The 12,422-nt window shown below is 61.0% G+C and carries 11 protein-coding genes; 8 read left to right on the top strand and 3 right to left on the bottom strand.

Annotated features, from left to right (window positions below):
- Positions 1-9: 9 nt before the first annotated feature.
- Entirely contained in the window at positions 10-825 is an 816-nt protein-coding gene (locus KGB07_RS11015; RefSeq protein WP_223465395.1) for an ABC transporter ATP-binding protein, read from the bottom strand.
- Positions 822-2,420: an ABC transporter permease gene (locus KGB07_RS11010; protein WP_223465393.1), complete on the bottom strand. Its 1,599-nt coding sequence runs from the start codon at positions 2,418-2,420 to the stop codon at positions 822-824. The genes KGB07_RS11015 and KGB07_RS11010 overlap by 4 nt, the downstream gene beginning before the upstream one ends.
- Before the next feature lie 279 nt (positions 2,421-2,699).
- Here KGB07_RS11010 and KGB07_RS11005 point away from each other — a divergent pair, with 279 nt between their 5' ends.
- Positions 2,700-3,713, top strand: a complete 1,014-nt coding sequence (locus KGB07_RS11005; protein ID WP_046040737.1) for an ABC transporter substrate-binding protein — start codon at positions 2,700-2,702, stop codon at positions 3,711-3,713.
- Between the two features lie 141 nt (positions 3,714-3,854).
- Here KGB07_RS11005 and KGB07_RS11000 read toward each other — a convergent pair whose 3' ends face one another.
- On the bottom strand, positions 3,855-4,775 hold the full coding sequence (locus KGB07_RS11000) for a LysR family transcriptional regulator (RefSeq protein ID WP_046040738.1): 921 nt from the start codon (positions 4,773-4,775) through the stop codon (positions 3,855-3,857).
- A 183-nt stretch (positions 4,776-4,958) separates the two neighbouring features.
- On the opposite strand from KGB07_RS11000, the gene KGB07_RS10995 reads away from it, so the two are divergent.
- The 7 genes from KGB07_RS10995 to KGB07_RS10965 all read left to right on the top strand — a co-directional run bounded on the left by KGB07_RS10995 (position 4,959) and on the right by KGB07_RS10965 (position 12,387).
- Positions 4,959-5,879, top strand: coding sequence for a TauD/TfdA dioxygenase family protein (locus tag KGB07_RS10995; protein WP_046040739.1), 921 nt, complete (start codon positions 4,959-4,961; stop codon positions 5,877-5,879).
- A 134-nt stretch (positions 5,880-6,013) separates the two neighbouring features.
- Complete coding sequence (locus tag KGB07_RS10990) at positions 6,014-8,374, top strand: TonB-dependent receptor (RefSeq protein WP_046040740.1); 2,361 nt, start codon at positions 6,014-6,016, stop codon at positions 8,372-8,374.
- Between the two features lie 259 nt (positions 8,375-8,633).
- A complete protein-coding gene (locus tag KGB07_RS10985) occupies positions 8,634-9,443 on the top strand; it encodes an energy transducer TonB (protein ID WP_046040741.1) in 810 nt (269 codons plus the stop codon).
- 44 nt (positions 9,444-9,487) lie between these two features.
- The gene (locus KGB07_RS10980; RefSeq protein ID WP_046040742.1) at positions 9,488-10,213 is read left to right on the top strand and encodes a MotA/TolQ/ExbB proton channel family protein; all 726 of its coding nucleotides are present in this window, start codon (positions 9,488-9,490) and stop codon (positions 10,211-10,213) included.
- A gap of 1 nt (position 10,214) precedes the next feature.
- Positions 10,215-10,616, top strand: coding sequence for an ExbD/TolR family protein (locus tag KGB07_RS10975; RefSeq protein WP_046040743.1), 402 nt, complete (start codon positions 10,215-10,217; stop codon positions 10,614-10,616).
- A 201-nt stretch (positions 10,617-10,817) separates the two neighbouring features.
- Positions 10,818-11,399: an alpha/beta hydrolase gene (locus tag KGB07_RS10970; RefSeq protein WP_046040744.1), complete on the top strand. Its 582-nt coding sequence runs from the start codon at positions 10,818-10,820 to the stop codon at positions 11,397-11,399.
- A 55-nt stretch (positions 11,400-11,454) separates the two neighbouring features.
- The gene (locus tag KGB07_RS10965) at positions 11,455-12,387 is read left to right on the top strand and encodes a sigma 54-interacting transcriptional regulator (protein WP_046040745.1); all 933 of its coding nucleotides are present in this window, start codon (positions 11,455-11,457) and stop codon (positions 12,385-12,387) included.
- Positions 12,388-12,422 lie beyond the last annotated feature (35 nt).

Here is a 12,422-nt window from a genome sequence, read left to right as displayed (position 1 = left end):
TTTCCTTTTTCAGTAGGCAATGAAGGACAACGGCAGATCGCGGACCTGCACCGGCACGGGGGGCTGGTAGTGATCGTCGCTGGTGAGTTCGTGAAGCAGTTCTTCGCGCAGCTGGTGGAAGTCGAAACTGCTGCGCTGGCGCGGATGGGGCAGGGCAATGTCGACCACTTGCTTGATCCGCCCCGGACGCGGCTCCATCACCACCACGCGGTCGGCGAGGAAGATCGCTTCTTCGACATCGTGAGTGACTAGCACGGTGGTGATTTTTGCCCGGGCGCGGATCGCCAGCAGTTCGTCCTGCATCTGCTGGCGGGTCAGCGCATCGAGGGCGCCGAAGGGCTCGTCCAGCAGCAGAATCCGTGGGCTGGTCACCAGGCCACGAGCGATGGCCACGCGCTGCGCCATGCCGCCGGAGAGCTGGTGCGGATAGGCGCGGGCGAAGTCGCTCAAACCCACCAATTCGATAAAATCGCTGATGCGCTTGTGCTTTTGTGCCGCGCTGAGTGGCTCGTTGACCAGGCCCAGGCCGATGTTGTCGGCCACGCTCAGCCACGGGAACAAACGGTGTTCCTGAAAGACGATGCCGCGCTCGCCGCCGATGCCGGTGACGGCGTTTCCGTCCACGCTGATCTGCCCGCGAAACTGCGTATCGAGGCCCACCAGCAGCCGCAGCAAAGTGGATTTGCCGCAACCGCTGGAGCCGACAATGGCGACGAACTCGCCCTCGGCGATGTCCAGGTTGAATTCACGAATGGCCTCAAGTGTGAAGCCGTCGACGTCGAAGGTTTTGCCCACGTGATTGAAGCTGACAATCGGTGCGTTCATGCGTGTCTCCAGCGAGTGGCGCGGATTTCCAGGCGTTGGCCAATGAGGTTGAGCAGGGCACCGGTCAGGCCCACCAGCAGCATGCCGGCCATGATCAGATCCATACGCAGCAGTTGCTGGGCGCCAATCATCTGGCTGCCGATGCCGCCGTTGGACGGCATGAAATATTCGGCGCCGATGGTGCCGAGCCAGGCGTAGATCAGGCTCAGCCGAAGCCCTGCAAAAATCCCCGGCGCAGCGCCCGGTAGCACCAGTCGACCGAGGCGCTGGCGCAGATTCAGGCGCAACACCTGCGCGGCCTCGTTCAGTTGCGGCGACAGGTGGGCGACGCTGCGTTGGGTGGCGATAAACAGCGGGAAAAAGGCGGCCAGGGCAACGAACACCCACTTGGCCAATTCCCCCAGACCGAACCACGCGGTGAGCAGCGGCACCCAGGCGAAAATGGCGATCTGGCGGATAGCGGCGAGGGTTGGGCCGAGCACGCGTTCACTGGTGCGCGACAACCCCAGCAGCAATCCCAAGGCAAACCCGAGCCCGCCACCGAGCAGCAATCCGCCAAGGGTTCGGCCCAGGCTCAGGGCCATGCCGCCAATCAGCGTGCCGTCGAGCAGGCCATTCCAGGTGGTGTGCAGGACGGCCAGCGGGCTGACCAGAATGTTCGCGTCAATCCATTGCTGATCCGAGGCCAGTTGCCACAAGGCCAGAAGCGCCAATGGCAGCAGCCACGGTTGCAATCGCTGCCAACCTTGATAACGCGGCCCGCGACGGATTTCGGCGGTGGCCGGGTGGGGCCAGTGCACCAGTTTCCTGTCCAGCAGGCCGATGCCGCGATCCATCGCCACGCCGATCAAGCCGATCACCACGATGCACACGAACACGATGTCGAGCATGAACAGCTGTCGCGCCCAGACCATCAGGTAGCCGATGCCTTCGCTGGAAGCGAGCAGCTCGACAGCGAGCAGTGAAGTCCAGCCGGCGGCCAGCGCGAGGCGCACACCGGCCATGAATGCCGGCAGCGCGGCAGGCAGCACCAGACGGCGGATCAACAGGTGCCTGGGCAAGCGCAACACGGCAGCGGCTTCGCGCAGCTTTGGTTGTGCGTCGCGCACGCCGACGAGCGCATGCAGGGTCACCGGCACCACGATGGCCTTGATCAACACCACCAGTTTCAGCACTTCCCCGATGCCGAAAAACACCATGAACAACGGAATCCAGGCCAGGGTCGGGACTTGCGCCAACCCGGCGAAGGTTGGAAATACCAGACGCTCCAGTCGACGACTGAAACCCAGCGCCGCACCCAACACAGCACCTGCGCTGATCCCGGCCAGCAGTCCCCAGAACAAGCGTTGCAGGCTGATCCACAAGTGGCTCCACAACTCGCCTTGGGACAGTTCCAGTGCGCTGCTCCAGACCAGGCTCGGCGCCGGCAGGATCTGCTCGCTCATCCAGTGATTGCGGCTGGCGAGCCACCAGAGTGTGAACAGGGTGATCGGCAGCAACCAAGGCAACAGCCGACGATTCAGGCTGGGCCAGAGGCGCTGGTTTTCCAGTGGTGGCGCGGCCAGCGGCAGGCTGAGAAGGGAAACACGGGCCATGGATGACCTCCGTTGTCGGTGTATGCAAAATCGATCTATAAAAATTCAATTCAATGCTATTGAGAGATAAGCAAAGCCATTTAAGGCCTCCAGCTCAGCTGCATCCAATGCATTCGAAGAATATTTTCGATGCCGTTCCTGCATACCTGGCCAAGAGGCCCGGATGCGTTGATATAGATCTAAACGATCTAAAAATGTGAATTTATAGTATTTAAATGTTGGTTCCACTTCGGTCTACTTTCGGCTCCTCAACGCCCGTTGCCCCAAGGAGCCGCACCCATGAACCTTCCCTTCAAACGTGTCATCAGTCTGTTCGCCGCACCGGCCCTGGCGGGGCTGCTGGCTTTCACGGTCAACGCCGATGAGCTCAAGGAAATCCGCATCGCCGTGCCGGACCTGAGTGCGGGGACCCAGCACAGTGGTGGCGGTGTCGTGGATGTACTGCGTGATCAACAGATCTTCGAAAAGGCTTTCGCTGATCAAGGCATCAAAATTCAGTGGAGCTTCTTCAAGGGCGCAGGCCCGGTGATCAACGAGGCGTTCGCCAACGGTCAGGTTGACCTGGCCTACCTCGGCGATCTGGCGGCCATCATCGGCAAGTCCAATGGCCTGGATACGCGACTGCTCAGCGCCTCGGCGCGCGGGGTGAAGCATTACCTCGGCGTAGTGCCGGGTTCGGGGATCAAGACCCTGCAGGACCTCAAGGGCAAACGCGTGGCCATCTTCCGTGGCACCGCCAGCCAGTTGTCCTTCGATGCGGCGCTGGCCAGCCAGGGGTTGAGCGAGAAGGATGTGAAAGTCATCAACCTCGACTTCAACGCGGCGGTCGCGGCGCTGGCGGCGAAGCAGATCGACGCCTCGTGGGGCGGTTCCGGGCTGACGGCGTTGCAAGCCAAGGGGCTGGCCGAGTTGCCGCTCAATACCAAGGACCTGGGCGGCGCCGGCAGCGTGCAGGCGGTGCTGATAGGGACCGGGAAGTTTGTCGATGCGCATCCGGAGGCGGTGGCGAAACTGCTCAAGGCCCAACAGCAGGCCGTGGAGTGGCTGACCCGGGACAGCAACAAGGACGCCTACATTCAGTTGGTGTCGGGGCTGGCGAGTTATCCACCGGTAATTCTTTCTCAGGATTTGAAGGATCAGAAACTGAGTGAGGTTTTCCCCTCGACGCTTGACCCGGTGTTCCTTGGCAAATTGCAGGATGCCGTGGACCTGGCGTCGCAGCAGAGGCTGATTCGCAAGTCGTTCAAGGTGAGCGATTGGGTGGCGCCGGAGTTAGCTGCTGCCGGCCTTTAAATTATTACCTGTGGCGAGGGAGCTTGCTCCCGCTGACCGCCGAAGCGGTCCCAATCCTTGTATGCATTCAACTGAGTTCAGTTGACTGGATTGCGACTGCTGCGCAGCCGAGCGGGAGCAAGCTCCCTCGCCACAAAGACATCAAACGGCCACGGCCATCTGCTGCCTGTCCACCGCCACCAACGTCTCGATCATCGCCCGCGCCGCCGGTGACAAGCGGAACCCGGTGCGGCTGACGATCCCGCACCGTGCATTCATGCTCTCGATGTTCTGCGGCAGGTTGCGCCAATGCAGTAACGCCAGTGAACCCTGGGCGATGTCTTCAACAAACGCTTCTTCAGTTCCCACACCAATCGCATTCGATTGCAGCACCACTTTCACCAGCGCCGGGAAATGTTCGGTCTCGATGCTCGGTGAAAAATCCACCCGCCCACTGAGGTTCGCCAGCAGCTTTCGAATGCCTGGCGGGATCATCGTGGTCGCCAGCGGGTAATCGAACATGTCGTTGGTCGACAGGCTCTCCTTGGCCAGCAGCGGGTGCTCGGGGCGGCAGAAAAACACACCGCGCTTGGGCGTCAGGGCCTGGGTCTGGAAGTTCGGGTCGGATTCGAAATGGCGGATGTCGGCGATGAAGAATTCGATCTCCTCACGGCTCAGCGCACGGCTGAGTTTTTCCCAGTTATCCACCTCGAAACAGGTGCGCACTTTCGGGTGCGCGTTGATGAATTGCGCCACCGCATCCGGCACCAGTTTCACCGCAGGTGCCGGGCCGCAACCAAAGCGCAGTTCGCCGGCATCTAGCTTGGTCATCTGCGTCACTTCGGCATTCAAGAGGGCCGCGCCTTGCACCAGGCTGCGGGCATGTTGCAGCACCACCAGGCCTTCGGGGGTGGGGCGCAGATCCTTGTTGCCACGGTCCACCAGGACGCAGCCGAACTCGTGTTCGAGCCCCTGAATGCTGCGGCTGAAGGCAGGCTGGGTAATGCCCATGGCCTCGGCCGCACGCACGAAACTGCGGTGTTCGTCGAGGGCGATGAAGTAACGCAACTGGCGAAGATCCATATGCTTTTCCGGCATCCTAAAAATAGCTCGAAGGCATTTGCGACGAGGGTTGACTGAGGTTTTAAATGCAACCTCTTATTCCGTCAACGAAGCATGTAGATATCTATTAGATCCAAATAGAATATAGATAGAGCAGTGTTTCGCGGCCGGTTCAACCGCAAGCAGTCTGATGAGGGTCTACCCATGAGCAATGCCGCTTTCGCAGTACAACCCGCTGTTCACGCGCTTGAAATCCATCCGGTGGCCGGTCGCATCGGTGCTGAAATCCGTGGCGTACAGCTTTCCGGCGAGCTGGATGCCGCCACTGTTGAAGCCATTCAACAGGCACTGCTGCAATACAAAGTGATCTTCTTCCGCGAGCAGACCCAGCTCGACGATCAACGCCAGGAGGCGTTCGCCCACCTGCTCGGCGAACCGGTGGCGCACCCGACCGTACCGGTGCGCGAAGGCACGCGTTTTCTGCTGGAGCTGGACGGTGCCGAGGGCCAGCGAGCCAGCTCCTGGCACACTGACGTGACCTTCGTCGAGGCCTACCCCAAAGCCTCGATCCTGCGCTCGGTGGTGGCCCCGGCTTTCGGCGGCGACACCCTGTGGGCCAACACTGCCACCGCCTATGACGGGTTGTCGACGGAGCTGCGTGAACTGGCCGACAAACTGGTCGCCGTGCACAGCAACGAATACGACTACGCCGGCACCCGGCCTGACGTCTCGGCCGAGAAGCTGGAGCGCTATCGCAAGATCTTCACCTCGACCGTGTACGAGACCGAGCACCCAGTGGTCCGCGTGCACCCGATCAGCGGTGAGAAGAGCCTGTTGCTGGGGCATTTCGTCAAACGCATCAAGGGCTATTCCCAGGCCGATTCGGCGCACCTGTTCGGTCTGTTGCAGAGCCATGTGATCCGCCAGGAAAACATCGTGCGCTGGCGCTGGAAGGCTGGCGATGTGGCGATCTGGGACAACCGCTCCACCCAGCATTACGCGGTGGATGACTACGGGACCCAGGACCGCATCGTGCGCCGGGTGACGCTCAAGGGCGAGGTAGCGGTAGGTGTGAATGGGCAGGTCAGCCAGACGGTGAAAGGGCCGGATATCGACGGCGTCTGACCTGACGCTATCGCGAGCAGGCTCGCTCCCACACTGACCGTGTGAACACTGGAGATCCCCTGTGGGAGCGAGCTTGCCCGCGATGGCGGCCTGGCAAGCAACAAAGAATATACTTTGATCGGGAACCCCGCCTTATGAGTCCGTTGCACGTCGCTTCAACCTCTTCACCCCAACGGCTCAAACGCCTGCCACTGGCCTTGTTGCTGGCAGGCAGCGCCAGTTGGACCCAAGGCTATGCGGCCGAAAGCGCTACCCCTGAATCCACACCTGCCAAGACCGCCACGGCCGACAGTGCACAATTGGAAACCGTGACGGTCACCACTCGTCGCCGCGAAGAAAGTTCGCAGGATGTGCCGACGCCGATGAGCGTGGTCAGCGGCCAGACCCTGGAAACCCAGCGGGTCTATCGCATCCAGGATCTGCAGCAGCTGGTGCCCAGCGTCAACGTCGCCTACATGCATGCGCGCCAGTCCAGCGTGTCGATCCGTGGCCTGGGCAACAACCCGGCCAGCGATGGCCTGGAAGGCAGTGTCGGCCTGTACATCGACAACGTTTACCTTGGCCGTCCCGGCATGGCCGTATTCGACCTGATGGACATCGAGCAGCTCGAAGTACTGCGTGGTCCGCAGGGCACCTTGTTCGGCAAGAACACCACGGCCGGCGTGATCAACATCAGCACCCGCGCACCGACCTTTACCCCGGAACGCAGCATCGAATCGTCGGTGGGCGAGGATGGATACTTCCAGACCAAGGGCACGATTTCCGGCCCACTGAATGACGAACTCGCCGGACGCTTTTCCGCGTATCGCACCCGCAGCGATGGCGATATCAAGAACGAATTCGATGGTCACAATTTGAACGGCGGCTCGCGCGATGGCTTCCGTGGCCAGTTGCTGTTCAAGCCCAACGAGTCATTCAACCTGCGCTGGATCGGCGACTACAACGAGGAAGACTCAAGCGCCGGCACCCGGGTGTTGTTCAACACCGGGCCGACCATCAATGGTTTCAATCTCTATCAATCGCGGGCCAATGCGGCGGGTGCGACACTGGTTGACGGCACGCACCGCAAGGTCAACCTGAACAACGACCAGCACGTCACCGTGCATCAGGGCGGCACGTCGGTCGAGGCCAACTGGACGCTGCCAAGCGACTTCACCCTGACCTCCATCAGCTCCTATCGTTGGTGGAATTTCACCCCGCGCAACGATGACGGCCTGAACGTAACCGCCTTCCGCAACGCCGGCGTTTCGGTGGAGGATAAGCAGTATTCTCAGGAGTTTCGCCTGGCGTCGCCTGCCGGTGGATTCTTCGATTACGTGCTCGGCGCCTATTACTTCGGTTCCGATCTGGACAACAAATCCTTCACCTTTTACGGCCCGCAAGCGGACATCTGGAACGGCACGCCAAACGGTGCTTTGAACAACATCGACAGTGTTGGCAACGGACATATCGAAACCAACAGCTTCGCGCTGTTCGCCCAAGGCACCTGGCACCTGACTGAGCGTCTGGATTTCACCGCCGGGCTGCGTGGCACCTATGAAGAGAAAAACGCCAGGGTCACCCGTGATGCACCGGCCGGTGGTGCAGCGGTCACCGGTGCGGCGGCTGCGGCTCGACGTGCTCGCGCCGGCGTCTTCGATTCCGGCGATCTGAACCAGTACAGCTCCAGTCCCTCGGGCCTGTTGAACCTCAGCTACCGCCTCACCGACGACCTGCTCACTTACGCCACGTTGTCCCACGGCGAAAAATCCGGCGGGGTCAACCTGGCCGTCGGCACTGCACCGGTGGCCGGTGCCGATTCGCTGCTGATCGGCACCGAGCGCGCCAACAACGCCGAGCTCGGTTTCAAGAGCACCCTGTGGGACCGTCGACTGCAACTCAACGCCAACCTTTTCTGGACCCAGGTCAACGGCTACCAGACCAACGCCTACGACGACGTCAACCGCGTGCAGTTCCTGACCAACGCCGGCTCGGTGCGCTCTCGTGGCGTGGAGTTCGAAAGCACCCTGATCCCGCTGCGCGGCCTGACGCTGAACATCAATGGTTCGTACAACGACGTCAGTTACCTCTCCTACAAGGATGCGCCGTGCCCGCCGGAAGTCAGCCTGGCGCCGGGTGCTCCAGCGTCCTGCGACCTCAGCGGCCATCAAGTAGTCGGTGCTTCGAAATGGATCGGCAACGCCAACGGCGAATACAAATGGAACCTGAGCAACGGCTTCGAAGAGTACGTCACCGCCAGCTATGCGTTTCGCTCCAAAGCGGTGGGCACGGTAGAGGATTCCGACTTCGGGCAGATCCCGAGTTATGCGGTGGTCAACCTGTCCACCGGCCTTCGCGGCGACTTCAACCAGGGGCAGTGGGACGTTTCGTTGTGGCTGAAAAACGCCTTCGACAAAACCTACTACACGACGCTGTGGACGGCCGCCAATGGTGGTTATGAAGGCTTGCTCGGCACACCGCGAACGCTGGGCGTGACCGGTCGATACGACTTCTGACGGCGAAAAACCATGCCTTGGATGAATACTTTCAATGCGGGAAAGGCATCGGTTTTTTTCCACTACGCCGGAGCCCTTGAACGGCGGGCTCTGGCGGTGGGTTGATGGTTTTATATATTCGCTTAAGGTCTAAACATAAGTTTAAACATTACTTTAAGAACTAAGTGTTCCACCCAATGATTGCTCTACCAGGACGTCGTCGGGGGATGTTCAGTACGACGTTCCGGTAAATCGCAAAGAGACCGCAGGGAGTTAAACAATGGGCAATGTCCAGATCGCCGCCAGTGCACATGAGGTGCTGTGGCGCCAGGCACCCGGTGGTGAGTTGGTCGACCTCGGCCGACCGCACCGGGTGCCCTTGGGCCAGTTGCGTTTGCAGCGCGCGCCCAAGGGCGTCCTTCGCCGACGGGAAGCGATCGTGCTGGGCGTGCTGGCGTTGCTGGTGCATGGCGCGGTGATCTACTGGGTCAATCAACAGCCGACCACCGTGCTGCCCATCGTGCCGCCGGAGATTCCGCCGATGACCATCGAGTTCTCGCGTCCGGCGCCACCGGTGGTCGAGCCGCCGCCACCGCAACCTGTCCAGCCTGTGGTGGAGCCGCCTGCTCCCGTGGAAGACGAACTGGCGGTGAAACCACCTCCACCGAAGCCGGTTCCCAAGCCCAAACCTGCCGCCAAACCGGTAGCGAAGCCGGCGCCAAAAGCCGTTGAACAACCACCTGCGCCGCCACAACCGGCAGCGCCTGTCGCGGCCCCGGCGCCACCTGCACCGCCGGCGCCCGCACCTGTAACACCAGCCTCGGCCACCGCCGGTTACTTGAAAAACCCGGCGCCGGAATACCCCTCGCTGGCCCAGCGTAAAGGCTGGGAAGGCACGGTGTTGTTGCGCGTGCATGTGCTGGCCAGCGGCAAGCCCGGTGAGATCCAGCTGCAGAAAAGCAGCGGTCGCGATGCACTCGACGAAGCCGCACTGAACGCGGTGAAGCGCTGGAGTTTCGTGCCGGCCAAGCAAGGTGATGTCGCCCAGGACGGCTGGGTCAGCGTGCCCATCGATTTCAAGATTCATTAAACCGAAACCAAATTCGCGCGAAACGTTTACACGAGGAATACACCATGACGTTACTGGCATCTCCACTTGAATCCATCGAAAGCGCGGTGATCTGGCTGCTGGTGGTTTTTTCCGTCGCGACCTGGGGGCTGGCATTGACCAAGGGCGTGCAGTTCGCTCGCCTCAAGGCACAGGATCGAAAGTTTCATCAACTGTTCTGGGCCGCTTCGAGCCTCGACTCGGCGGCGGAACTGAGCGAAACCCGGCCCGGCGCGGCAGCCCGGGTTGCACAGGCCGGTTATGCGGCAATCCAGGTGGGCGAGACGCCACAGGCGGCGGACTTGAGCCAGGCGATCAACCATCAGGATCGTCTGGAGCGTGCCTTGCGTCAGCAGATCGTGCGTGAGCGCCGGTCGCTGGAAACCGGGTTGGCGGTGGTCGCGAGTATTGGCAGCACCTCGCCGTTCATTGGTTTGTTCGGCACGGTGTGGGGAATCATGGAAGCGTTGAAAGGCATCAGCGCGGCGGGCTCGGCAAGCCTTGAAACGGTCGCTGGGCCGATTGGCGCGGCACTGGTCGCCACCGGCGTAGGGATCGCCGTCGCGGTGCCGGCGGTGCTGGTTTACAACTATTTTTTGCGTCGTTTGAAACTGACGGCGGCGGACCTGGATGACTTCGCCCACGACTTCTACAGCCTGGCGCAGAAGAGTTCGTTCCGTGTGCTGATCCACCCGACGGTGCACAAGGCGACAGCCCAGGGCAATGCGCAGAAAGTGAAGGAGGCGTCCTGATATGGCCTTCTCCACGCAAGACACTGATGAGGTGCTCAGCGAGATCAACGTGACGCCGCTGGTGGATGTGATGCTGGTGTTGCTGGTGGTGTTCATCGTCACCGCACCGCTGCTGACCAACGCCATTCCGATCAACCTGCCAAAGACCGAAGCGGTGGCGCCGGTGGAGCAGAAAGACCCGTTGGTGGTGAGCATCGACGGTGCCGGCAAACTGTTTATCAACAAGGACGAGATACAAGCGGACTTGCTGGAGTTCAACCTCAAGTCGGCGAAGGCCAAGGACCCCGAGGTGCGTGTGCAGTTGCAGGCGGACGATGGGGTGAATTACGGCGAAGTGGCGCGGGCCATGGCGTCGATCGAGCGAGCAGGGATTACCAAGTTGTCGGTGATTACTGCGCGTTAACAGATTTTCGTTTTCCGGGGCCGTCTCCTTGGCAGGGTGCGGCCCTTTTTTTGCCTCGATTTCAGCAGCACCACTAATCCAGCAGGTTATGCGTTATATATTCGATATAGGTCTTAATAAATAGCTTCTTATTCCTTAGCGAATATAAATCCTCTCCCTATACTCGACCGGGAACAGACACGCAGCAGGAGAGCTCCCCCCATGCGCAACGAATCAATTCGCTACCTGATTGTGCCGGGCTGGCAAGGATCGCCAGAAGATCATTGGCAAAGCCACTGGCAGAACAGCCTGCCGAACAGCGCACGGGTGGAACAGGCCGACTGGCTGACGCCGCGCCGTGAAGACTGGGTCGCGGCGCTGGCCGAGGCGATTGCCGCCGACAGCACGCCGGTGATTCTCATTGCCCACAGCCTGGGTTGCATCACCGTCGCCCATTGGGCAGCGAGCGCCCCGGTGCAGTTTTTGCGTCAAGTGCGCGGCGCCTTGCTCGTCGCGCCGGCAGACGTCGAACGCCCGGCCTGCGCGCCGGCTTTGCGCAACTTCGCGCCGATTCCGACGGATCTGCTGCCATTCCCCAGCCAGATCGTCAGCTCCGACAACGACAGCGCCGTCAGTGCACCGCGGGCCCTGGAGCTGGCGCGTAACTGGGGCGCCGAGGCGGGGATTCTGGCGGGGGCAGGGCATATCAACGTGAAGTCCGGTCATCAGCGTTGGGAGCAGGGTTTTGCCTATCTCTATCGCCTGCAAAACCGCATGGAACACCACGCCCTGCGCCGCGCTTGAACACTTTTTTTATTTAACGCCCCCGTCTCCCGGCGGTTTTGGGCGGGAGTCTGCCATGAGCTTTGAAACCTTCGGCCAGCCACTGCTGACCTTTCCCGATGCCGAAAAAAGTCCCCTGAGCATTCGCGCCAAGGCGCTGGTGTTTGTCGATCCACGGTCACGGCAATTACGTGAAGACCTCGAACAACTGGCCACGCGTTCAGTGTCAGTGCTTATCCGTGGCGAAACCGGCACGGGCAAGGAATTGTTGGCCCGCCATATCCACCGCGCCAGTGATCGCGGCGGGTTGTTCGTGTCGGTCAACTGCGGCGCCATCAGCCCGACCTACGCCGACGCCGAGTTGTTTGGCTATGCGGCGGGCAGCTACAGCGGCTCGGCGAGCAGCCGCGCCGGGTGGTTCGGTTCGGCCAACGGCGGCACGCTGTACCTGGACGAAATCGGCGATTTGCCGCTGCCGATCCAGATCAAATTGCTCGCCGCGCTGGAAAACCACGAAGTCACCCGCGTCGGTGCCCAGCAGCCGAGCCCGGTGGATGTGCGTCTTGTGGCGGCCACCAGCATCGATCTGGCCCAGGCGGTTGCCGCCGGAAAATTCAATGAACGGCTCTATCACTACCTCAGCGAAGGCCAGCTCGAACTGCCGGCACTGCGCGAACGCACGGGTGACATCCTGTCGCTGGCCGAATACTTCCTCGGGATCTACAGCCAGCGCCTCGACTTGCCAGTGCCGCTGATCAGCGAAGCGGCGCAGCTTGTACTGGAACGCCACAGTTGGCCGGGCAATACCCGGGAACTGGAAAACATCATTCACTTTGCGCTGCTGGTGAGTACGGGCGACGAGATTTTGCCGGAGCATCTGAACCTGGCGGAGCCCTCGATTTCACTCGAAAAAATCGAGCAACACATTGTTTATACAAGCAAAAATGGTACTGCCAGCGAGCGTTCGGCACTGAAACGCCTGCTGGAAAGCCTGACGCAGACGCTTTAACGCGCTGTATGAACAAAATGGAATATGAAGCTGAA

Source organism: Pseudomonas sp. GL-RE-26 (genome assembly GCF_019956275.1).
In the GTDB taxonomy this organism is placed as follows: Bacteria; Pseudomonadota; Gammaproteobacteria; order Pseudomonadales; family Pseudomonadaceae; genus Aquipseudomonas; species Aquipseudomonas grandcourensis.
The sequence above is the reverse complement of the archived record's forward strand: the minus strand, read 5'-3'. Positions and strand labels throughout refer to the sequence as shown.

Coding starts and splice junctions, on each gene's coding strand:
- KGB07_RS11015 (WP_223465395.1), bottom strand. CDS start 825: ATGAACGCACCGATTGTCAGCTTCAATCACGTGGGCAAAACCTTCGAC.
- KGB07_RS11010 (WP_223465393.1), bottom strand. CDS start 2,420: ATGGCCCGTGTTTCCCTTCTCAGCCTGCCGCTGGCCGCGCCACCACTG.
- KGB07_RS11005 (WP_046040737.1), top strand. CDS start 2,700: ATGAACCTTCCCTTCAAACGTGTCATCAGTCTGTTCGCCGCACCGGCC.
- KGB07_RS11000 (WP_046040738.1), bottom strand. CDS start 4,775: ATGGATCTTCGCCAGTTGCGTTACTTCATCGCCCTCGACGAACACCGC.
- KGB07_RS10995 (WP_046040739.1), top strand. CDS start 4,959: ATGAGCAATGCCGCTTTCGCAGTACAACCCGCTGTTCACGCGCTTGAA.
- KGB07_RS10990 (WP_046040740.1), top strand. CDS start 6,014: ATGAGTCCGTTGCACGTCGCTTCAACCTCTTCACCCCAACGGCTCAAA.
- KGB07_RS10985 (WP_046040741.1), top strand. CDS start 8,634: ATGGGCAATGTCCAGATCGCCGCCAGTGCACATGAGGTGCTGTGGCGC.
- KGB07_RS10980 (WP_046040742.1), top strand. CDS start 9,488: ATGACGTTACTGGCATCTCCACTTGAATCCATCGAAAGCGCGGTGATC.
- KGB07_RS10975 (WP_046040743.1), top strand. CDS start 10,215: ATGGCCTTCTCCACGCAAGACACTGATGAGGTGCTCAGCGAGATCAAC.
- KGB07_RS10970 (WP_046040744.1), top strand. CDS start 10,818: ATGCGCAACGAATCAATTCGCTACCTGATTGTGCCGGGCTGGCAAGGA.
- KGB07_RS10965 (WP_046040745.1), top strand. CDS start 11,455: ATGAGCTTTGAAACCTTCGGCCAGCCACTGCTGACCTTTCCCGATGCC.